Origin of the sequence: Desulfosporosinus hippei DSM 8344 (assembly GCF_900100785.1) — a bacterium.
Taxonomy (GTDB): domain Bacteria; phylum Bacillota; class Desulfitobacteriia; order Desulfitobacteriales; family Desulfitobacteriaceae; genus Desulfosporosinus; species Desulfosporosinus hippei.
On sequence record NZ_FNCP01000007.1, the window covers coordinates 79274 to 99775 of the forward strand.

Consider the following 20502-nt stretch of genomic DNA (forward strand, 5'->3'; position numbering starts at 1 on the left):
AAATTTGAATATGAATTTGAATTCGACTATCTTTAATTAGGAAGAAGGATTCCCATTGTTAAGAAGAAAGATATCGATGTTCGGACTCAGTCTCGCCATTTTATTCACTAGCCTTTTCTTGAACGGATGTTCTCCAAAACCTTTTTTAACACAAGATGGAACTTACGTAATTTTGTCAGTTTCCCCAACAGGCATGAATCAATCAGAGCTCTTGGAATTACCCTGGAACACTAATATGGCTGTTCTACAAAAGTTCCTCTTAGAAGCTTCTTTTGTATTGAGTGATCTGCATACACCGAGTCCATCTGAGACATCTACGGAAACCCTAGTAAAGGCGACAAAAATTCAGGCTAATTTCCCACAACCAAAGAGAATGAAATTTATGGTTGATAACCACACTCTTAATCTTGATGTACAGTCCATACAAATTGAAGTGGAGGGGCCAAATGTAGGTCAGGTTATCATCAATCAGACTATTATTTTACAAGGGCTTGAGAACCCTAACCTTCAACCAGCCTTTCAGGAATTATTAGATGCATTGCACAATAACAAAGCGAAATAGAAAGTTGCTTAACCGCAACTTTTCTTTTTGTACAACTATCCTATCTTAGTTTTGAATATTTGCTAAACTATATATTCTCAGCTCTTGGCAGAGGTTATAAAGGAAGCTTTTCTTAGCAACACTATAAGGGATTACGTACATTTTAGATGTGCGAATTGAAGGGGATACATTTATGATATTTTTGTTGGACAATCATGACTCTTTTACGTATAACCTTTATCAATACTTCGGAGAACTTGGAGAAGACATCATAGTTAGGCGACAAGACGCCTGTAAACTTGAAGATATAGAAGAGGTACACCCCGACCTAATTGTAATCTCACCCGGCCCTTGTACCCCCGACGAAGCTCCTCTCTCTTTAGCGGTCATTGAACATTTTAAAGGACGTATCCCTATTTTAGGGGTTTGTCTTGGTCATCAAGCTATAGGACAATTCTTTGGGGGAAAAGTGATCAGGGCTAGGCAGCCAATCCATGGGAAGACAATGCCTATTCGACATGATCAACAAGGAGTTTTCCGCGAGCTAGTCAACCCTTTAGTAGTGACACGATATCACTCTCTGATAATCGAGCGTTCCACTCTTCCTGAAGATCTTGTAATTACTGCCGAAACGGACGATGGCGAAATCATGGGGATTCGACATACCGACTTGCCGATAGAAGGTATTCAGTTTCATCCGGAAGCCATATTAACAGAATCTGGCCACCAGTTGTTAAAGAACGCCCTTCAAAATGCCAAAGACTGGAATTTTCATAATTCCCCTTCACAATGGGTTGTTCAGCCGCTCTCAATTTCAATTCCTCCCCATCGTTTATTTCCAGCCTTAAAAGGAGAATCTGCACCCTTCTTTTTAGATAGCGGCAACGGCTACCAAGAACTCGGGAAGTATTCTTATATGGGGGCCTTCCCCTTTCTGGAAGCAACCGCCTATTCGGAAAAACTCGAAGTTTTCTATTCCGATCGATCTAAACTTGACATTACTCCCCTTCAAGGAATCGAAAGTCTGGAATATCTTGATAAGATTAGTCGTAAATATTATGTCCCCCATTCTCCCTTTCCCTTTTCGGGAGGGGCTGTGGGCTTTTTAAGTTATGATTTAAAAAATGAACTTGAACATCTTCGTCAGGTAGGAACCGATGACCTTAACTTACCACTCTGGCGATTTGCTTGGTATGATGGAATAGTTATCTATGATCATGCCGAGAACAAATACTGGATTTCGGCCTGTGGTATGCAAGAAGATGGATCTTGCCGACGGGAATTAGCAAATTCTCGAATTGCACGCTTAGAACAAACAATCAATGCTTTTCTCAAATACGAATCTCAACAAGAATTATCAATCCTCTCGGATAATCGCCCCGCCGCTATTATTGAGCCTAGTGTAAGCAAGCAACAATACTTGGCGGACTTACAACGTGTAATTGACTATATCTATGCAGGTGATATTTACCAAGCCAACTTAACTCAACGCTTCTCCTTAAATTGGGAAGGCGATACTTGGAGTCTCTATTCTCATCTTCATCAACAAAATCCTGCTCCCTTTGCAGCCTTCCTGCCTTACCAGGATTTTCAGGTTCTTTGTAGTTCGCCTGAACGATTTATAAAAATTCTTCCCAACGGACAAGTTGAAACACGTCCAATAAAGGGTACTCGTCCACGCAAAGACTCACCCTCAGCAGATCAACAACAAGCCATGGAACTTCAGAACAGTCCTAAAGACCGAGCTGAACTCACCATGATTATTGATCTAGAAAGAAATGATCTCGGACGGATCTGCAAGTTTGGAACAGTTAAGGTTCCTGACTTAATTAGGCTTGAAAAATATCCAACGGTTTGGCATCTAGTTTCTACGGTAACGGGACAATTGTTACAAGGATTAAAACCTAGTGAGATTATCAAGGCAATTTTTCCAGGAGGTTCCATCACAGGTGCTCCTAAAATCAGAGCTATGGAGATTATCGAGGAGTTAGAACCGTACTCTCGCGGTCTTTATACCGGTAGCATTGGTTATATAGGCTTTGATGGAGCTTGGGACTTAAACATAGTTATTCGGACAATATTAATAAAAGATGGCAAGGCCTTTGTTCATGTAGGAGGCGGGATTGTCGCTGACTCCAAGCCTGAGGATGAATATGATGAGACTCTCCACAAAGCAAAAGCATTATTTAATGTTTTGAGAGGTCATCTACATGACACCCATTAGTACAATTTCGACAAATGATCGTTTGGCTTTATTTGGATTTGGACTTTTTGAAACTCTCCTTATTACAACTCGCGGTGCACTCTTTGTCGATCTGCATTGGGAGCGTATGTATAGGGGGGCTCAGATACTGGGCCTCAAAATGCCTGATCAACAGAAATGGCTATTAAGCATTCATGACTTTGTCAGTCAATTTAGTTATCCAAACCCTTTTGCACTTAGAATTACCTTAAGCGGAGGAACACCAGCAACCAATCTTCCATCTCAGTTACTGCTTCATCAACGCTCAATACCATACACACCTGAACAGTACTCTTCCGGTATTAAACTACACCTCTTGCCATATCCCCGAAATGAGCAATCTCCACTGTGTCAAATTAAGTCAACTAATTATCTTGAGAACCTCTTGGCAAAAGAAGAAGCTGTAAGTAATGGATGTGATGAAGGACTTTGGCTCAATACCCAAGGATATTTGGCAGAAGGGACAATGAGCAACCTCTTCTTTGTTAAGAATAAGACTCTATATACCCCTGCACTGACAAGTGGTTGTTTGCCTGGGACTCGCCGCCAAATTATTCTTGATTTAGCTCGCTCAAATAATATCTTTACCAAAGAAGGTTTCTATACCCTAAACGATCTCTTGTCTGCTGATGAAGTCTTCATGACTAACTCCTTGATGGGTTTAATGCCAGTACAAAGTTTAAAAGGTTGTTCTTCTTTTAGCGTTTCATTGCCACACTCTAAAGATTCTATCACGAGAAATCTTGAACACGCGTACTCGAATTTGATCAAAGAATTTTAATTCTCTACCCTTCTATGTTAATAAGGCAAAGGTGCCAAAAGTTTGAACCCTCAAACCCATGGCACCTTTTTTGCATTTCAATTAATATTTTTCATCCAAAACCTCAAACATTTGTGGCGTTGCTTGCTTGAATGCTTTGTTTTCACCAACTGTATCAGCCCAATTCTCATACGCTGTACGATTTTCCCATTTCGAAAAAAGCATTATATCTTTGGTGTTTTGTTGCTTATTAACTGAGGCAAATTTAAATCCCTCGATATCTTCAACAGATTGTATCCCTGTCCTAACTTCTCCCAGAATTCGATCCTGATCAGGACCATTGAAGGTATGAATAACTGTCAACATAAAATATCCTCCCATTAACCTTAATTTAATATTTAGCGTTCTCAGTTTGTCCTGAATGTTCTGTTCACATACGTGAATTTTTTATGAACTTTTATTCGACAATCAGCATAAATTAAGTTGACAGGAGTAGGGGATATAGTAAAATTGCCCATCGTTTTATCAATCATTTCATGCTATACTAAACCTGATACATCAGGAATCTCTGGAATTATCAGAGGGGGATTAAGTTTAAAATGAAGTTAAGTTACATACGAACTGACTTTCCTAACGGGCGCTCACACATACTAATGCGCGATTCTGAATCCACAAATCCTGAACTAGTTCATTTCCTATTAGTTTTAAGCAGCAATGGTACTTTATGGGTTGACGTCTTTTGGCCATACGATGAAGAATCTGAAGGTTATACCCACAGAATATCAGAACAGCAGTTCTGGCAGACTTTCCGTGAATGGAGACTACAAGGCATCTTCTTAGGGGACAATGGCAAAGTTGCTAATATGTTGGCTCGAAAGCGATTATCACGGAAACAATCACATAAAGAATCTCTAACAAAATAAGCACCTATAAAAAGCGGCAAATGCCGCTTTTTATTCTATATATTGTTGTAAAGCCCCTCTTGTAAGTTTTGCAACTGCTTTAGGTGATCATGTTCGTTTGAGAATATAGGATTTAAAACCTCTTTTTCTGCGCTGTTTAAATATTGCTCCGAATATTGAACCGCTCTAGCCAATCCTTTATCCTCTCCGTCATAAAGACGTTTAAGCATTTCTGCGGGTGCAATCTCCCTCATATTTGCTAGTCTAGTTTTCCATTCAGCGATCAAACCCGGGAAACCCCCCCCTTCTTCAACCTGCCCTCCATTTGTTTGAATATAATAAGCTATCCGGGTCGCGTGCTCTTTATGATCTGTAAGAATTGCTATAAGATGGTTTCGTAGTGGGCTATCGGTTAATGTGTCTATATAGGCCTGGTATTGATCGATGGCCATCTGTTCGCCTTTGAGTATGGTGTTTAAAGCTTCAAATGATGTCTTCATAAAGACCTCCTGCATCCTATTTTCATTGTCTTAATAGTTTGCGAAGCATTCTCTGAATTATGTATCATTTATAACCTAGCGGTGGATTTAACTTTTTCTAACCGATATACAAAAGCTAACAATTCAGCCACGGCTTGGTAAAGTTGAGGAGGTATTTCCTTTGACAATTCAACTTGCATCAGAGCTTCCACAAGCACCTCGTTCTTTTGAATAGGGATACCTTCTTCTTCAGCGTTTTCTATTATTTTACGAGCAACTTCGCCTACTCCTTTAGCGACAATTCTTGGGGCCCCAGCCTGATCGTAGACTAAGGCGGCAGCCTTATCTTCTCTCTTCTTTTTAGTCTTGTTTTTGTTATTTTCTATCATCTCAGAATATCAACTCCACTTCGTCGAGATCCATGGAGAAAATTAAGAAATTCAAGGTTCTGTCTTAGTTCTCCCGATTCGACTCTTTCTAATTGAAAGCCTAGTTTTATAAATTTCTCTTTTGTTTCAGGTATTGCTACTTCAAGGAGTCGCGGGAGCAAGGAATCATCGCTTAGTACCTTGCATGTGAAAATATTCTCATTAAAAAAAGCATCAATTCCTATTTCTCCAAGTTCCTGGGTTTGAACTAAGATAGCAATTCGACAATGGTGTTCATCCATTTTTGATCCTTTACGAGAACTTTCAATAGCTATTTGAGCAGGGATAAGCTGCTCATGATTCAAGAGTGGTAGATGTAGTATCAGGTACGCACTATCCAGGGCTCCTGTTTTTAACCACATTTGCTGCCCGGTTATTTTCTGAAGCATTTGAACTAGTGGGTTATCCGAATCATTCCTGTCCTCATTGTCTTGACTTTGAATCGCTTTCAGGAGTACTCCTTTAAACGTATCCAGGAGACTTTGTTTTTCAATCTCTTTAGCAGGTTGATCTAATTTAAGCATATTATGTATCCGATGTTCGTAATTAAGACCAAGCTTTTTCAAGCTCCTCAACAATTCATCTTTTCCATTATCTCCAGATAGACTACTCCACTGCGGAATTGCCTTTTTCAAGTATGTTAATAATTCATTGTTTAACGAAGTTCCCTGCATACTTCCGAATAATGCACTAAACACTTCTAAAGTCGTTGTTGGAAAGGTTTTTACTAATGCGACAATAGTTTGGTTATTAGGTAAGCCCCGCTCATTTATCTGTTGGACTTGTGGTGGAACAGATAAACTATCTTTTAGTTTGCCGGGAATTGGCTCACGAATAAGTAATAAGCCTCCCTCATTTAAATTCCCTACCTTAACCCAAAACTTCTCCCCCACCTGAGTTGATGTTTCTAAAAGGGCATTTAAGTTTTGTCCTTTAACCCTAATACTCCCTTCGCCCTTACCGGAAATGTTCATAACTTCTACCAGAAGCCGCTCTCCAAGCTGAAACTTGCTTAGAAGGGCGGCTGCGTTAACCGAACTAGGTGCTGATATGCCACTTACTTCCACGCTTATACACCATCCTTACATAAGCAGCCGATTCGCATGCTAAAGGTTAAGGGCTTAAAATTATCTATCGTCTACTTTCTTGGCTTCTTACCTTGGCCTTTCCAAAGAATTTTTAAGATCTTTTAAGGCCTTCCTCATAGAACCATCCAGTTGATCAGCCACTGTTATTGATTTATCGTCAGAATAAGCATTTAACATTAGTCCTTTTTTAGCAGATCGTCGCTTCGATCTCCGCCCTTTCGCCATTGGGGTAGACTCGGCTTTAATCCCCGATTTTGGCCGGACTTTCGAAGGTTTCCCAGCGCGAGTGTTCGGCGAAGTAGTATCATCCTGCTCAACCCTTAAGATATCGGATGACGGAAATTCTTTATTAACCCATTCCTTAATGCGCTGAGGGTATTTTGTTACGACAAAGGCTTCTTGGATTGAGCCACTACTTTTAAGCAACAGCTTGCATCCTGTTTGTGTTTCATATTTATAAACAATACCTCTTTCAGAGGATCGGTTCACATCAATAACACCTGGAATGATGTCAGTAACTTCCACCAGAAGGCTTAGATTTTCTAACCATTCTAATGCATTTTGAATAATACCATGTTCACGTTTGACTTTATTCCTACGATGTTTCATTGATATCCTCCGGACACATCCTGTTTAGCATTTAAAAATAAACATGCTTTGCTTGTATCTCCCCATGTTGAATATTAATTAGTCCAAAAGAGAAGTATTGCTCTCTTCGTTTGTCTGTTGGAGAACCAGGGTTAAATAAGAGGAGGCCATTTCTCCACTCCAAAAAAGGCGTATGACTATGCCCAAAAACAATAATATCTACCTTTGAATCAACAAAAGCATAATAAGCTCGATCAGGGGTGTTTTTTCCTTTTCCCACATGCCCGTGAATTAAGCCGATATTTACACCCTCGCATTCAATAATATCCCGGTCAGGAAGTGCTACATCCCAACCATCACAATTCCCGCATACAGCCCGAACCGGTGCTATGGAAGATAATTCCTCAAGCAATCCCATATTCGTCAAATCACCTGCATGTAGAATCATATCTACTTGATTCAAGTGTTCCCAGACAAAACTTGGCAGAGATTTACCAGGGCGCAAATGAGTGTCTGACAATACAGCAATGTGCATTTTATTCACCTCTTGGCTTTAACTCAACCCCGGTTGGGGGATACTGTCTTAATGATATTATAGTAGGTATCTCTTTCAACTGCCTCTAATCCCAATTCATGAATCATCTCAACTAGCTGTTGTTCAGTCTGCATCTGAGGACTTGTAGCTCCTGCAGTATGATAGATTTTCTCTTCGCGTACTACTCCGTCTAAATCATTGGCTCCGAAGGAAAGGGCCATTTGGGCTACTTGCGGACTAGAAGAAACCCAATAGGCCTTGATATAACGAAAATTATCTAAGATTAAGCGAGCAACAGCAATCACTTTTAATGTTCGTACGGCACTTGCTTGAGGGAGATCCTCAAATTTTGTATTTTTAGGATGAAAAGCGGTGGGAATCAAGGCCTTAAAGCCACCTGTCTCATCTTGCAGGTTCCTTAAGGCTAAAAGGTGATCTATTAGTTCTTCATCTGTTTCTATAATACCATACAGAACATTTGCATTAGATGGTATTCCTAGGGTATGGGCGAGACGATGTATTTCTAGCCAGCGCTCTCCGCTCAACTTTCCGGGACAAATGATTTCTCGGACTCTTGGACTAAAATTTTCCGCTCCCCCACCTGTAATAAAGCTTAGTCCTGCATCTTTTAGAATTTTTATTATTTCTATAACCGGTAAATTCTCTTTTTGCGCAAAGAAATCATATTCTGCCGCCGTGAAGGCTTTTAAACTCACTTGTGGAGCAGACTCTTTTATTTGTTTAATCATTTCTAAGTAGTATGAAAAGGGAAGATCCGGATGTATGCCTCCAACTATATGAAGTTCAGTAACGCCCTGTTTGGCGAAGTGCCTTGCTTTATCAACCACTTCTTCAATAGTCATCGTATAGGAACCCTTTTCCCCTGGATCTTTGGCAAAAGCGCAGAGTCCACATTTAACTTTACACACATTACTGTAGTTAATATGGGCATTGTTATTATAAAAAACTTGATTCCCAGTCATCATTCGTTTCTTTTGGTTAGCTAGATAACCCAAACCAAGTAAATTAGTTGTTTGTAAGAGTAATAAACCATCCTCTTTGTTTAGCCTTTGCTGAGTATTTATTTTTGTATAGATTTTTTCTAATCCATCGATTACTGGAGTAAAACCCACAACAGACCCTTCTTTCCTATAATTGTTATGTATTTTAATTATAACATAATTCCTGAAATTCGAGAAAAGATATAGGAAAGATGTCGAAAAGGTACAGGAAAGGACTGTAATTAATTACAGCCCCATTAAACTTTAGTGATAATTTTTCATTGTTTTACGTTGTCGTTTAATAGCTTTACGAACCTCATTGGCCACTCGCCAGGTCTCCGGTTGGTGAGGGGTTATTAATTCCAGACGACCAGAGCGTTTGTCAATTAATATATCGACAGTTGGTTTTCGGCCTTCTTTTTTCTCTTCCCCTGGATGTAAAATATCGATGCCGATTTTATTTTCATCGTATTGGGGAGGTACAAGATAATTTAGCACTTCTTCAGTTGCATCCATTAATTCAACCACTTGTTCTTGGGGATAACCTTCCCTCAGGAGAATCTCTCTCACCTGTGTTAAAGGATGGTCTAGGGTGAGAAGCATCTGGGCGCGTTGTACCAAATTATAATCAATGTCCATGATGCACCTCTTTTTAAATTATTTTTACGATACTTACATTTTCCCCTTAACTTTGTATTGAATACTGATACATCTTAACGGAATTGCCTTAATTCCCCACGGATATTTAATCTTAAGTGGTGAAAACTCGAGTATCCAATGGTTTATTGATTAAGTCTATGATAATGATTAAAGAAAATTCAAAAATTGCTTCAGGAGGATTTAAATGTCAAAATTACTTTCTCTCCCATTTTTAATTGCTGCGATTTCTGGAGTTGCAATGGCAGTGCAAGGTACGTTAAACTCAGCTTTAAGTCAAAAGACGTCCCTTCTATCTGCCACACTCATTGTCCATATTATCGGTACACTTGTCTCACTAGGGGTAATACTCACTTGGCGAGCACCATTCTTAAACCATACCTGGAGCTCTATTCCCTGGTATCTGTATCTAGGTGGGGTTCTTAGTGTCATTATCGTTGGACTTGTAGCAACAAGTATTCCAAAAGTTGGTGTCTGTAACGCTACGACTGCAATCATCATCGGACAAGTCAGTATGGCTGTTCTTATTGATCATTTCGGCTTATTCGGAGTTACAAAAGTTCACTGGAGTCCTTGGCAATTGCTCGGCATCGGTCTATTCGCAGCAGGCGCTAAACTTCTTTTTCGCTAATAGACTTACTTACTACTGCGATTTACAATTAACGCCATATTTGTGATTATGGCGTATATTTCATCACTCACATTATACTTACTTATTTGGCCGTTGGAAGACAATATCACTGTAATTTTACCAGCAGCGTTTTTATCACTTTCTATTAAATGCAACAAATAGGCATAGGAATCACTGCTAACTGACAGTTGCTTAAACTCTCCATCAGCTACAAAGATAACCCAATAACCTATAGATACTTCGTTATTACTATTATTGTATAGTGCATTAGATACACTAGAAAAATCTTGGCCCAAGAAATTTTGATCACTTGTGAAATCAGTGTTGGGATTTGGAGGATTATTAAGAGAATATTGGTCGTTAATTGTACTGGCTTGGGAAACCGGATCTGAAAGATGACTATATACGCTTTTAAAAAAGCTTGGAAAAAGGACATAACCTACAACTCCAATAATCAAGATCCACAAAGCAAGTGCTTGTAAGTCCCGCCATAGATCGTTGCGCGGTGGTCGTCCCCAAGTATTAGGCATATCAATCCCCTCCAATATACTTGAACTTTACTTTTTCTGACAACCACAATGCTTCATATACCATATATACGTTTGTTTACTTAAAGATATGATTATTAAACTTGCATCTCTTAATTCCAACCTCTAAAATAGACTTGAGGTGGGAATATTGAATCTGCTTCGACAGAAGCTATCCTTGTTGCCAGAAAAACCTGGCGTTTATTTAATGAAAGATAATCAAGCTCAAATTATATATGTCGGGAAAGCAAAAGTTCTTAAAAACCGAGTTAAATCATATTTCACCGGTTCACACGACGGAAAAACTGCCCGGCTAGTTAGTCATATTTCAGATTTTGAATATATCACGACGGATTCCGAAGTTGAAGCTCTTGTCTTAGAGTGTAATTTAATTAAGAAACACAACCCAAAATACAATATTCTCTTGCGCGATGATAAATCTTACCCCTACCTATCAATTACCGAAGAAAGTCACCCTCGAGTTCTTGTAACACGACAGTTGAAGAAAGATAAAAGTAAATACTATGGCCCTTATCCTAATGCAACGGCAGCTAGGGAAGCAGCTCGTTTACTAAATCGACTATTTCCTTTTCGAAAATGTCGTCAAATCCCCTCACAACCCTGCCTTTACTATCATTTAGAACAGTGCCTTGCCCCTTGTATTCAAGAGGTTCCCCCTGAAGTCTATAAAGGAATGCGCAAAGAGGTATCAACTTTTCTAAAAGGGGATCAAAGTGGTATCCTTACTCTCTTACAAGGGAAAATGATTAAAGCTTCTGAAGCTCTACAATTTGAACGAGCCAAGGAATACCGAGACCTTATTGAAGATTTGAAGCAGTTAGGAGAAAAACAAAACATCACCCTCAATGATTTTATTGATCGCGATGTTTTGGGTTTTGCAACCACAACTGACCAGATGTGTATTCAAGTATTCTATTTGCGTCAAGGAAAATTGCTTGCTAGAGATAATTTTATTTTTCCCTATTACGAAGAGCCGGAAGAAGCTTTTATTTCTTTTGTTGCTCAGTTTTATATAGAACGGGCAGTATGGCCCAAAGAAATCTTAATTCCAGCCATTGAGTCCTTGGCTTTATCCAAACTCTTCCCTATCACAATTCCTCAGAAAGGAAAAAAAAGAGAATTGGTACTAATGGCCATGACAAATGCTCAAACCACTCTTCATGACCAAATCACTCTTGAAATTAATCAACAGCAAGAAACAGGAGATGCTTTAAATACACTTGGGGAACTCTTAAACATTTCAGTTCCCAGAAGAATTGAAGCCTTTGACATTTCCAATATTTCAGGAGCACACACTGTTGCTGGAATGGTACAATTTATTGAAGGCAAACCTGAACGCAGAGGTTATCGTAAATATAAAATCCAACCCATGGATACTTCTGATGATACTGCTGCCATGAAGCAAGTAATTTTTCGCAGGTATAGACGATTAGTTTCCGAAAACGAAACTCTTCCTAACTTAATATTGGTGGATGGGGGTAAAGGGCAAATAAGGGCAGCATTAAGTGCCTTAAAGGAAATTAATCTAGTAATTCCAGTTGCCGGAATGGTTAAAAATGAACGTCATCAAACCCACGGACTAATTAATCAGTTTGGAGAACAGGTTCTCTTGCCTAAGAATCATCCTACGTTTTTTTTACTTGGCAGAATTCAGGATGAAGTCCACCGCTTTGCGATTACCTTTCATCGTCAGCAGCGTGCCAAAAATATGACTTTTTCAATTCTGGATGATATTCCGGGAATCGGCCCAAGACGTAAGCAACAGCTGTTACGTCATTTTCCGTCACTTGAAGATATTCAGTCTGCTAGCATCGTGGAATTACAAGCTTCCGGGATCCCATACAATACTGCTAAAACAATCTACGATTATTTTTGCTCAGGTTCTAAAAGTGATTGACCTGTAAAGGAGGAAACACAATTCCGTGATTCTTAATTATCGAGTCGAACTATGTCGCAAGTGTTATTTCAAACGCACCCATAAATGCTCAATTACCGATTTCTATATTCATAATTCTGCAATTGCTCTGGTTAAACCGGGAGGAGAATGTATTAAATACACGCCTATTCCCTGGATACCACAACTATAACTGCTGCTATCGTAAAAGAAACTTGGCTGGCACCCTCACGAAGACACTGTCTTCGCACGTATTAGCCCTTCTTGCTGACACTGTCCACCCACTGATAACTTAGCGAAGAAGCTTCCAGCGCCAGGAGTTTTCCTAGTTGCCCTTATACTTAGACGAAGACACTGTCTTCGCACGTATTAAACCTTCTTGCAGTATATAACTAAGTTTATAGTATTGGAACTGGGTATAAAGAAAACTTGGCTGGCGCCCGAAGACACTGGCTTCGCACGTATTAGCCGTCTTGCAGCCTCTGGCGCAGGCGGCTGCCTAGTTGCACTTATGCTTGGACGAAGACACTGTCTTCGCACGTATTAAATCTTCTTGCAGTATATAACGAAAGTTTATACTTTCTGATAGTACAAAAAAGTCCAGCAAAATTGCTGGACTTTAAAACTTTTGGAACTAGTTAACCCGACGAGCACCTACATACCGAGCAGCATAGTAACTATCGTTAAGGCTTGTGGTACGCACACCACTGTTTGAAGCATGTACGAATTGTCCACCACCAATGTAAACACCTACATGAGACGGGCCTTTCGCATAAGTCGAGAAGAAAACCAAGTCGCCCGATTGTAGCTTATCTTTCTTTACTGGTGTCCCTACATTAAATTGCGCAGAAGATGTTCTAGGCAAAGATATCCCTGAACCCTTAAAAACATACTGTGTATACCCTGAGCAATCGAAACCCTTCTTGCTGGTTCCGCCAAATACATAGGGCACTCCTGTTAGGCTTAGGGCATTACTGACAAGTGTAGAATCACTTGAACGGGATACCTGTTGTTTAGGTTCTTCTGCAACTTGCACTGCTTTGGTTTCAATCTTTGCTGCCTGCGCTTTCTTTGCAGCTTGCAAATCCGTTGTCGGCTGAGTTTTCTTTGCGACAATTACAGATTTACTTTGTGTTGAGATAGGTTCAGGCTCTGATTTTTCCGGTGCGGGTAGACTTTCCACATTCACACTGGTCTTTGCTGTGATTTCAGTCCATTGTAGTTGCTTTCGAACTGTCTGAGTATAAGTGTCATCTGATACATTTGCTGAAGCAACTAACAAAGGCTTCATGGGAATAGGACTCGGAGTCGTACTCTGTTCAGATGAAGCTAATGCCGGAAGGCTGCTTGCTAAAAGCAGACCAGCGAAAGTGATGCTTCCCAACCACTTCCGCGTAGATGAGGAAACCACCAAGTGTACGTCCACCTTTCTTAGCTTACGAGGTTAGTTGACGGATTCGGGCAGTAGGTGTAAAGCCCTACACGTGAATGGGCACGTGATTCACCCCAAAATTATCCCCCGCTCCAAAGTACGGCATTTGGACTCAGCTTTTTCTTAATACATACTATTCGAGACAAACCTAAAATGTCCTGCATTTACTCCCGAGGAAATTTATTCCTCAGTAAATATTTTCCATTATTCTCTTTTTTTTTAAGTTTTAAAGGGGTGGGTATTATCCGTCTTATGCTAATTCTGTCGTATTCACTCAAAATGAATGGTCTCACTTAAATCCCTACAACAGTGTATCCCAATTTCAATCTAACATTCATCCATTGTTTTCCTAGTATACAACACTTTGGATAGTATGTAATAAGGAAGACATTATCAAAAGTAACTTTACAAAAAACCTGAACAGAAGTGCCCCCACCTTTTGATGGTGGGGGCATTAAATGGATAAAACCTTATGCAAAGTTGTAGAGTAAGGGTCAAAGAATTTGAGAAAACCCCAAAATTAAGCCTTACTTTAAAACTAAAACATCACGAAATAAGGTCTAATTAGTAAGGCTAATAATTGGTGCAGGAATACGACCTCCACGATGAACAAACAAATTCGACGAGTATGGATGAATAGCAATGATCGGCGCTCCGCCTAATAGCCCTCCGAATTCCACTCTATCCCCGGCTTGTTTGCCAATCGCTGGGATTACTCGTACAGCAGTTGTTTTCTTGTTGATCATTCCTATGGCTGCTTCGTCAGCGATAATTGCGGAAATTGTTTCTGCACTAACATCACCCGGTAGGGCAATCATATCCAGACCGACTGAACAAACACAAGTCATTGCTTCCAGCTTGTCAAGTGTTAAGGCTCCTTCTTCAACCGCTCTTACCATTCCCGCATCTTCTGACACTGGAATGAAAGCGCCACTCAGCCCTCCGACATGAGATGATGCCATTGCTCCGCCCTTTTTAACGGCATCGTTAAGCAAAGCTAAAGCTGCCGTTGTACCGTGAGTTCCACAACGCTCAAGCCCCATATTCTCTAATATTTCTGCCACGCTATCCCCGATTGCGGGAGTAGGTGCCAGAGACAAGTCTACAATTCCAAAAGGAACGTTAAGTGACTTGGAGGCGGCACGTGCAATCAACTCGCCCATCCGAGTGATTTTAAAGGAAGTTTGCTTTATTAAATTAGAAAGCTCACTGAAGTCTGCATTAGGATGTTCTTTTACAACTTTAGCCACAACCCCTGGCCCACTAACCCCGACGTTGATAACCCTTTCCGGTTCTCCGACACCATGGAAAGCACCAGCCATGAAGGGGTTATCTTCCGGCGCATTACAGAATACAACTAACTTAGCTGCAGCTATTCCATCATTATCCGCAGTAAGTTGTGCTGATTTCAAGATTATATTACCCATTTTTAGTACGGCGTCCATGTTAATTCCAGCTTTTGTGGTACCAATATTAACCGATGAGCAGACAAACTCTGTCTCGCTCAGTGCTTGTGGGATTGAATCAATCAGTGCCAAATCGCCATTAGTAAACCCTTTTTGCACAAGAGCTGAAAAACCGCCAATAAAATTTATCCCGATTTCACGAGCGGCTTTGTTCAAAGCTTTTGCAATCCGCACCATTTCTTCCGAGTTCATTTGAGCAGCTGCAATCGCTATAGGAGTCACCGAAACTCGCTTATTAATGATGGGAATTCCATAACGAGCTGATATTTGCTCACCAACTTCTACTAAGCGCCCAGCATTTTTAGTAATCTTATCGTAGATTTTCGATTCCATTTTGCCGATGTCATCAGAGCTACAATCGAGTAAACTTATACCCATGGTAATCGTTCTGATATCAAGATTTTCTTTCTGAATCATATTAATTGTTTGTTGAATTTCTTCTCGTGCGAACGTGATCGTCATTACTTACCTCCACTATTCCACTAATAGAATTAAATAAATACCATTAAATGCGGTGCATAAACCTAAAGATATCTTCGTGTTGAACCTTGACCTGCAACCCTTTTTCATTACCCTCTTGCTCCAGAGTTTGAGCCAATCCATCAATCTCAATAGTCGCAGGTTCTAAGTCAACAATCATAATCATTGTAAAAAATTCATCAAGTATTGTTTGGCTAATATCTAGTACGTTTACCTGGCAATCTGCTAGGCGTCCTGAAACCCAAGCAATAATTCCAATCTGGTCACGACCTATTACCGTAATAATTGCACGGTTAGATTCTTCTCGTGGCATTGTCATCGTTTTTCCTCCCTTTGTAGACCAATCAACTATATGGGGATTAGACTAACATATTTACGTTGTATACTCAAGCCTATTCTTTTTATGTAAACTTTCAATAAATTACTTTACAATATAATTATATAAAGTGCACACTCAAAAGAAGGATATTCTAGCGATTTTTCATCATTATTTAAGATGATTATTTTAGTTTAGTAACCAGCTAGAGAATGAAATGATCATTATTCCTATTGAAAAAGAGAGCTCGTCCGAGCTCTCTTGGGAAAACTTTTATGAACAACTTCCGCCGCAACTATCGCCACAACCTCCGCCGGACTTTGCTGTACGAATTTCAAATCCGCCACCATGACTGGATTCCACAAAATCGATTACAGCACCTTCTAAGTGGGTTGTAAGTTTTTTATCCGTAAGAATGGAAACACCGTGCTCTACATCAAGAATATCTTCATCTGTTTTTGACTCTTCCAGAGTCATGCCGAAATTCGGCCCACCTCAGCCAATGCCTGCAAGATAAAGGCGAAGGAATGCATTTTCTTTATTTTGGTTCTTAAGCACTTCTTTAACTTTTTGGGCAGCTAGTTCCGTAATATTAACCATTATCTTCACTCCTTTTAATTCAACTGATTCTAAATATACCATACTTCAAGTTTTTTTAAAAGTATCTTCTAAATATAACTCCAATTTTCTAATTTATACTTGTTTGCCATTGCTATTTGGTTGGAAATCTTTCCAAAGACGACGAACCTCAACTTCAATACTTGCCGGCAGATCTTGCGAGAATCTCTGCCATTGCTTTAATTCCCCTTGGATTACCTGAACCCAACTATGATCTTTCGGCCAAGCAATAAAAGCCTTCGGTTGGGGAAGAAATATAGTCCGAGCAAGTCCTAAGAATACTAGAATCGTGAACAATCGCCAAAGCCAACGCATTATCGTGATTCATCCTTTCAAGCTTATCTACTATCAGCTTGTCCAGAATCAGAAATTTTAAATCGTTCAGCATGGAATTGTTGCCAGAATCCTTCCATATAAAGAAATAGTGGATCATAAAAAGTCCGAGCGGTCTTCGTGAATAGGTGATCCCGATAACTACAGATTCTTTCGCGGTAAAACTTTTCACAGGAGTTTTCTCCTACCAAAGTCCAGCCTTGAACACCGGCCCAGATAAATAAACGTCCTAATCCTATGGCACCAACAAAGTCTAATTTATCGGCATCGTACACAATTTTCGCTTCAAGGGTCTTTGGTTCATGACCTGCCTCTCGAGAATGAGAAACGATAGCCTCTCTAACTTGGCTAACAATCTCTTCCGAATAGCCATTTTTTAAAAGTATGTTCACAGCTAAACCCGCACTGCTTTCAGCGTGAGTCTTCTCAACAGCGCCAGACCGACCGATATCATGTAAAAGTGCTGCCAATTCGACGACAGTGATATCTGCACCTTCTTCTAGAGCAAGTTTTCTCCCCCACTCTCTGACTCGTAGTGCATGGTCTAGATCATGGGCACGATCCTTTCTTGCATAAAAACCTTGAGCAACTTGAATAATCTGCTGTAAGGCATCGTGATTCGCTGTATTATCCATTTTCCAATCCCCCCCATTCCAGAAGGATAAATCGTAAGATTTCAAACTTAGTGCTAGTTTAAATTTATCTTATTCCCGTAACTTCGGCTTGTCAAGTTTACCAGTTATGGAATATTGTACTCATTATTCTAAATGCATTCTTTGGGTATCTAGTTTTCACCCATTTCCAAACCGATAATGCTTAAATTATGATATACTTTTCCTAAAAATATATTTTACTTAGGAGAAGCTATGCGCAAATACTTACCAACATTTTTACTTATATTGGGGGCATCTATGGCAGCCTTCCTTTACATAGTCTCAACTAACTCTATGATTCCACTATCAACTCTTAATCAGGAATCCCCTACAAACCCCGAGCCCCTGTCCATAACTTCAGGGCAAAGCCTTGATTCCTCTTCTTCACATCCAGATAAGCAACTCACTACCACCAGCCCCACCGAAACTCATCGTGTTTCTGACCCTCGAGCCCTTCTTCTCTATGAAAAGGGACTGAAGCTTTATTATCAACGCCAATTTCCTGAAGCTTTAGTCCTCTTTAATCAAGCTTTGCAAATCGATGACCTTTGTTATGAAGCACTGAATGCCAAAGGGGCCACTCTAGCTTTTCAAGGGCAACATGATCAAGGGCTTGCCCTTATTAAGCAAGCCCTTGATCTAAACCCCACCTTTGTTTATGCAAATTTCAATTTAGGCCTGGCCTATGAACTTGCCGGTAAGTGGGATGATTCTATCGCTTCCTATCAAAAAGCTTTACAGCTCGATGATCAAGACACCTGGAGTTATTATGGCATAGCCAGCATATACGGCCGCCAAGGCAATGTTGAGAAAGTCCTGGTATATCTGGAACAAGCTATAGCACTTGATCCTGATGTCAAGTCAGTCGCCCGGAGCGAGCATGACTTTTCTCCAGTTCAACACGACACTCGTTTTCAAGCTCTGGTTAAGCCCTAACCTAGCCTAGAAGTTTCTCCAATCGGTCTACAAGTTCCGAGAAAACTCCCAGCGCATTTCGTACCGGGGCAGGAGTCTCCATATCCACTCCTGCTTTTCTTAATAATTCGATGGGATAGTCTGAACTTCCGCCACTTAAAAACTCTAGATACCTAGCCACCGCCGGCTCCCCTTCCTCTAAAATGGCCCGGGCAAAGGCAATTGCCGCGGAGAAACCGGTTGCGTATTTATAGACGTAAAAAGCATTATAAAAATGAGGTATACGCGCCCATTCTAAAGCGATCTCTGGATCTAATATTACGTCGTTACCATAGTATGCCATATTTAAATCACGATACATTTCCGAGAGATTTTCGGCAGTTAAGGCTCCCCCCTGCTCGACTACTGAGTGTATCTTTTTCTCAAATTCCGCAAACATCGTCTGCCTGAAAATAGTACCTCGAAATTGTTCCAAATAATGATTTACTAAATAGGCCAATATTTTAGTATCTTGGGTTTCTTTTAAAAGATGTTCCATGATCAATGATTCATTAAGGGTGGAGGCTACCTCAGCCACAAAAATTTTGTATCCGGCATAAAGATGAGGTTGACTGCGGTTGGAAAGATAAGTATGCAGTGAATGCCCCATCTCATGTGCGAGGGTAAACATTGAATCGAGTGTATCTTGATGATTAAGTAATACGTAGGGATGAGAACGATAGGTGCCCCAAGAATAAGCCCCACTCGTTTTTCCTTCATTTTCATAAACATCAACCCAACTCTTAGAGAACCCTTCTTCAAGAATACTTATGTAATCCTTACCTAATGGTTTCAAACCAGCAATAACCATATTTTTAGCTTCTTCATAGGTTATTTTCATAGTTGTTTCAGGTACGATAGGTACATAGATATCATACATATGTAATTCATTAAGTTTCAAAGCCTTTTTGCGCAGTTGCACATATCTATGCATCTGAGGCAAGAATTCACGAACCGTATTGATAAGAGAATCATAAACTTTCAACGGAACCCGATCATCGTCTAAAGAAGCTTCTAAGGCCGAAGGATAGTGCCTCGCTTTGGCAAAGAAAACATCAGACTTAATACTGGAATTTAAGGTTGCGGCCCAAGTATTCCGTTGCTTAGCATAAGTACCATATAGTGTCTTGAATGCTTCCTTGCGAACCTCCTGTTTTTGGCTCTCCATAAATTGGATAAAGTTCCCTTTAGTTAATTCAATCGAGCCCCCGGATTCATCGGTTATATTCGGAAACTTTAGATCTGCATTATTAGCCATTGTGAAAATTGCTCCCGGTGCCTCTGCCAATTCACCAACTTCAGCTAATAATCTTTCCTCTGCCGAACTAAGAATATGTTCTTTCTTACGAAGAATGTCATCCAAGGCATGGTTATATAGTTCCATTTTAGGTGAAGCTGCGCGGAACTCTGCCAGCTTTCCTTCTGGCATGGCTAATAATTCCGGCACTACAAAAGAGGCTGCACTGCCGACCTTGACAGCTAGAGCACCGGCGCGATCGGTTAGGGCTTGATAATTTGCATTACGATTATCCTCATCACGTCTCATACGTGCATATGCGTATACTTCTTCTAAACGAAGACTCAAATCGTCCATCCACTCGAAACAGGAGATAAGATTATCCGTATTATCTGCTAAATGCCCTTCGAATTTTTTCCCCTCTCCCAATAATTTCTCAATCCGAGAAAACTCTTCTTCCCATTTGCTAATATCTAAAAAGATATCCTCTAAACGCCATTTATGAGCCTCTGAGATTTCTGTTCTAGACTTTAGTCGTTGCTGATCCACAAATAGTTACCCCCTTTAGTAATAATTACCTTTATTATTATATACATCCTAACTGTAAATTACTATTTTCTAGAGACTAGGAAAATTACCCTAAACACAGCGAAACAGGCAGCGTACGTTCCACTGCCTGCTCCACCTTGTCCACTATCCCCTTGGAAGGTTCCCCAACC

General features: G+C 40.2%; 23 protein-coding genes and 1 riboswitch. Of the genes, 7 read left to right on the forward strand and 16 right to left on the reverse strand.

The window, feature by feature from the left end:
• The first annotated feature begins 55 nt into the window (after positions 1 to 55).
• From BLS16_RS07950 to BLS16_RS07960, 3 genes are all read left to right on the forward strand, one after another.
• Positions 56 to 562, forward strand: coding sequence for a hypothetical protein (locus BLS16_RS07950; RefSeq protein WP_092332024.1), 507 nt, complete (start codon positions 56 to 58; stop codon positions 560 to 562).
• A gap of 172 nt (positions 563 to 734) precedes the next feature.
• The gene (pabB, locus tag BLS16_RS07955; protein ID WP_092332026.1) at positions 735 to 2765 is read left to right on the forward strand and encodes an aminodeoxychorismate synthase component I; all 2031 of its coding nucleotides are present in this window, start codon (positions 735 to 737) and stop codon (positions 2763 to 2765) included.
• Entirely contained in the window at positions 2752 to 3564 is an 813-nt protein-coding gene (locus tag BLS16_RS07960) for an aminotransferase class IV (RefSeq protein WP_092332029.1), read from the forward strand. Before pabB ends, BLS16_RS07960 begins: the two co-directional genes overlap by 14 nt.
• An 81-nt stretch (positions 3565 to 3645) precedes the next feature.
• Here the strand turns inward: BLS16_RS07960 and BLS16_RS07965 are convergent, their stop codons facing one another.
• Positions 3646 to 3909, reverse strand: coding sequence for an antibiotic biosynthesis monooxygenase (locus BLS16_RS07965; RefSeq protein WP_014903480.1), 264 nt, complete (start codon positions 3907 to 3909; stop codon positions 3646 to 3648).
• Positions 3910 to 4142: 233 nt separating this feature from the next.
• On the opposite strand from BLS16_RS07965, the gene BLS16_RS07970 reads away from it, so the two are divergent.
• Entirely contained in the window at positions 4143 to 4466 is a 324-nt protein-coding gene (locus tag BLS16_RS07970; protein ID WP_092332031.1) for a hypothetical protein, read from the forward strand.
• 35 nt (positions 4467 to 4501) lie between these two features.
• On the opposite strand, the gene BLS16_RS07975 is transcribed toward BLS16_RS07970, so the two are convergent.
• The 7 genes from BLS16_RS07975 to BLS16_RS08005 all read right to left on the reverse strand — a co-directional run bounded on the left by BLS16_RS07975 (position 4502) and on the right by BLS16_RS08005 (position 9203).
• Entirely contained in the window at positions 4502 to 4945 is a 444-nt protein-coding gene (locus tag BLS16_RS07975) for a DUF2383 domain-containing protein (RefSeq protein ID WP_092332034.1), read from the reverse strand.
• Between the two features lie 68 nt (positions 4946 to 5013).
• Positions 5014 to 5313, reverse strand: coding sequence for an EscU/YscU/HrcU family type III secretion system export apparatus switch protein (locus BLS16_RS07980; RefSeq protein ID WP_092332037.1), 300 nt, complete (start codon positions 5311 to 5313; stop codon positions 5014 to 5016).
• On the reverse strand, positions 5310 to 6419 hold the full coding sequence (locus tag BLS16_RS07985; protein ID WP_092332039.1) for a hypothetical protein: 1110 nt from the start codon (positions 6417 to 6419) through the stop codon (positions 5310 to 5312). Before BLS16_RS07985 ends, BLS16_RS07980 begins: the two co-directional genes overlap by 4 nt.
• A gap of 87 nt (positions 6420 to 6506) precedes the next feature.
• Positions 6507 to 7049 (reverse strand): DUF2103 domain-containing protein, encoded by a 543-nt coding sequence (locus BLS16_RS07990; protein WP_092332042.1) that lies wholly within the window; start codon positions 7047 to 7049, stop codon positions 6507 to 6509.
• Positions 7050 to 7080: 31 nt separating this feature from the next.
• Positions 7081 to 7563: a metallophosphoesterase family protein gene (locus BLS16_RS07995; RefSeq protein ID WP_092332044.1), complete on the reverse strand. Its 483-nt coding sequence runs from the start codon at positions 7561 to 7563 to the stop codon at positions 7081 to 7083.
• A 23-nt stretch (positions 7564 to 7586) separates the two neighbouring features.
• On the reverse strand, positions 7587 to 8696 hold the full coding sequence (gene mqnE / locus BLS16_RS08000; RefSeq protein ID WP_092332047.1) for an aminofutalosine synthase MqnE: 1110 nt from the start codon (positions 8694 to 8696) through the stop codon (positions 7587 to 7589).
• Positions 8697 to 8828: 132 nt separating this feature from the next.
• A complete protein-coding gene (locus BLS16_RS08005) occupies positions 8829 to 9203 on the reverse strand; it encodes a hypothetical protein (RefSeq protein WP_034598911.1) in 375 nt (124 codons plus the stop codon).
• Positions 9204 to 9408: 205 nt separating this feature from the next.
• Here BLS16_RS08005 and BLS16_RS08010 point away from each other — a divergent pair, with 205 nt between their 5' ends.
• A complete protein-coding gene (locus BLS16_RS08010) occupies positions 9409 to 9852 on the forward strand; it encodes a DMT family transporter (RefSeq protein WP_092332050.1) in 444 nt (147 codons plus the stop codon).
• Between the two features lie 5 nt (positions 9853 to 9857).
• Here the strand turns inward: BLS16_RS08010 and BLS16_RS08015 are convergent, their stop codons facing one another.
• Positions 9858 to 10382, reverse strand: a complete 525-nt coding sequence (locus BLS16_RS08015) for a hypothetical protein (RefSeq protein WP_092332052.1) — start codon at positions 10380 to 10382, stop codon at positions 9858 to 9860.
• Positions 10383 to 10530: 148 nt separating this feature from the next.
• Here BLS16_RS08015 and uvrC point away from each other — a divergent pair, with 148 nt between their 5' ends.
• Positions 10531 to 12297, forward strand: a complete 1767-nt coding sequence (gene uvrC, locus BLS16_RS08020; protein ID WP_092332055.1) for an excinuclease ABC subunit UvrC — start codon at positions 10531 to 10533, stop codon at positions 12295 to 12297.
• Positions 12298 to 12928: 631 nt separating this feature from the next.
• On the opposite strand, the gene BLS16_RS08025 is transcribed toward uvrC, so the two are convergent.
• The 6 genes from BLS16_RS08025 to BLS16_RS08050 all read right to left on the reverse strand — a co-directional run bounded on the left by BLS16_RS08025 (position 12929) and on the right by BLS16_RS08050 (position 17574).
• Positions 12929 to 13705 carry a C40 family peptidase gene (locus tag BLS16_RS08025; RefSeq protein WP_092332253.1) on the reverse strand — a complete coding sequence of 259 codons (777 nt, stop codon included), beginning with the start codon at positions 13703 to 13705 and terminating at the stop codon, positions 12929 to 12931.
• 7 nt (positions 13706 to 13712) lie between these two features.
• Positions 13713 to 13854: riboswitch (cyclic di-AMP (ydaO/yuaA leader) on the reverse strand.
• Between the two features lie 432 nt (positions 13855 to 14286).
• Complete coding sequence (locus BLS16_RS08030) at positions 14287 to 15654, reverse strand: PFL family protein (RefSeq protein ID WP_092332057.1); 1368 nt, start codon at positions 15652 to 15654, stop codon at positions 14287 to 14289.
• 43 nt (positions 15655 to 15697) lie between these two features.
• A complete protein-coding gene (locus BLS16_RS08035) occupies positions 15698 to 15991 on the reverse strand; it encodes an ACT domain-containing protein (protein WP_014903495.1) in 294 nt (97 codons plus the stop codon).
• A gap of 270 nt (positions 15992 to 16261) precedes the next feature.
• A complete protein-coding gene (locus tag BLS16_RS08040) occupies positions 16262 to 16588 on the reverse strand; it encodes a HesB/IscA family protein (RefSeq protein WP_014903496.1) in 327 nt (108 codons plus the stop codon).
• Positions 16589 to 16681: 93 nt separating this feature from the next.
• The gene (locus BLS16_RS08045; protein WP_092332060.1) at positions 16682 to 16921 is read right to left on the reverse strand and encodes a hypothetical protein; all 240 of its coding nucleotides are present in this window, start codon (positions 16919 to 16921) and stop codon (positions 16682 to 16684) included.
• A 23-nt stretch (positions 16922 to 16944) separates the two neighbouring features.
• Positions 16945 to 17574 carry an HD domain-containing protein gene (locus BLS16_RS08050; RefSeq protein WP_092332062.1) on the reverse strand — a complete coding sequence of 210 codons (630 nt, stop codon included), beginning with the start codon at positions 17572 to 17574 and terminating at the stop codon, positions 16945 to 16947.
• Between the two features lie 231 nt (positions 17575 to 17805).
• Between BLS16_RS08050 and BLS16_RS08055 the strand changes: the two genes are divergently transcribed.
• Positions 17806 to 18528: a tetratricopeptide repeat protein gene (locus BLS16_RS08055; RefSeq protein ID WP_092332065.1), complete on the forward strand. Its 723-nt coding sequence runs from the start codon at positions 17806 to 17808 to the stop codon at positions 18526 to 18528.
• A gap of 1 nt (position 18529) precedes the next feature.
• On the opposite strand, the gene pepF is transcribed toward BLS16_RS08055, so the two are convergent.
• Positions 18530 to 20332 (reverse strand): oligoendopeptidase F, encoded by a 1803-nt coding sequence (gene pepF, locus BLS16_RS08060; RefSeq protein WP_092332068.1) that lies wholly within the window; start codon positions 20330 to 20332, stop codon positions 18530 to 18532.
• Positions 20333 to 20502 lie beyond the last annotated feature (170 nt).

Excerpts from the sequence above, each read along its gene's own strand:
- pabB (WP_092332026.1), top strand. The coding sequence starts at position 735 with ATGATATTTTTGTTGGACAATCATGACTCTTTTACGTATAACCTTTAT.
- BLS16_RS08035 (WP_014903495.1), bottom strand. The coding sequence starts at position 15,991 with ATGACAATGCCACGAGAAGAATCTAACCGTGCAATTATTACGGTAATA.
- BLS16_RS07975 (WP_092332034.1), bottom strand. The coding sequence starts at position 4,945 with ATGAAGACATCATTTGAAGCTTTAAACACCATACTCAAAGGCGAACAG.
- BLS16_RS08045 (WP_092332060.1), bottom strand. The coding sequence starts at position 16,921 with ATGCGTTGGCTTTGGCGATTGTTCACGATTCTAGTATTCTTAGGACTT.
- BLS16_RS07970 (WP_092332031.1), top strand. The coding sequence starts at position 4,143 with ATGAAGTTAAGTTACATACGAACTGACTTTCCTAACGGGCGCTCACAC.
- BLS16_RS07965 (WP_014903480.1), bottom strand. The coding sequence starts at position 3,909 with ATGTTGACAGTTATTCATACCTTCAATGGTCCTGATCAGGATCGAATT.
- BLS16_RS08005 (WP_034598911.1), bottom strand. The coding sequence starts at position 9,203 with ATGGACATTGATTATAATTTGGTACAACGCGCCCAGATGCTTCTCACC.
- BLS16_RS07995 (WP_092332044.1), bottom strand. The coding sequence starts at position 7,563 with ATGCACATTGCTGTATTGTCAGACACTCATTTGCGCCCTGGTAAATCT.
- BLS16_RS08015 (WP_092332052.1), bottom strand. The coding sequence starts at position 10,382 with ATGCCTAATACTTGGGGACGACCACCGCGCAACGATCTATGGCGGGAC.
- BLS16_RS07960 (WP_092332029.1), top strand. The coding sequence starts at position 2,752 with ATGACACCCATTAGTACAATTTCGACAAATGATCGTTTGGCTTTATTT.
- BLS16_RS07990 (WP_092332042.1), bottom strand. The coding sequence starts at position 7,049 with ATGAAACATCGTAGGAATAAAGTCAAACGTGAACATGGTATTATTCAA.
- BLS16_RS07980 (WP_092332037.1), bottom strand. The coding sequence starts at position 5,313 with ATGATAGAAAATAACAAAAACAAGACTAAAAAGAAGAGAGAAGATAAG.
- BLS16_RS08010 (WP_092332050.1), top strand. The coding sequence starts at position 9,409 with ATGTCAAAATTACTTTCTCTCCCATTTTTAATTGCTGCGATTTCTGGA.
- BLS16_RS08030 (WP_092332057.1), bottom strand. The coding sequence starts at position 15,654 with ATGACGATCACGTTCGCACGAGAAGAAATTCAACAAACAATTAATATG.
- BLS16_RS08055 (WP_092332065.1), top strand. The coding sequence starts at position 17,806 with ATGCGCAAATACTTACCAACATTTTTACTTATATTGGGGGCATCTATG.
- BLS16_RS08050 (WP_092332062.1), bottom strand. The coding sequence starts at position 17,574 with ATGGATAATACAGCGAATCACGATGCCTTACAGCAGATTATTCAAGTT.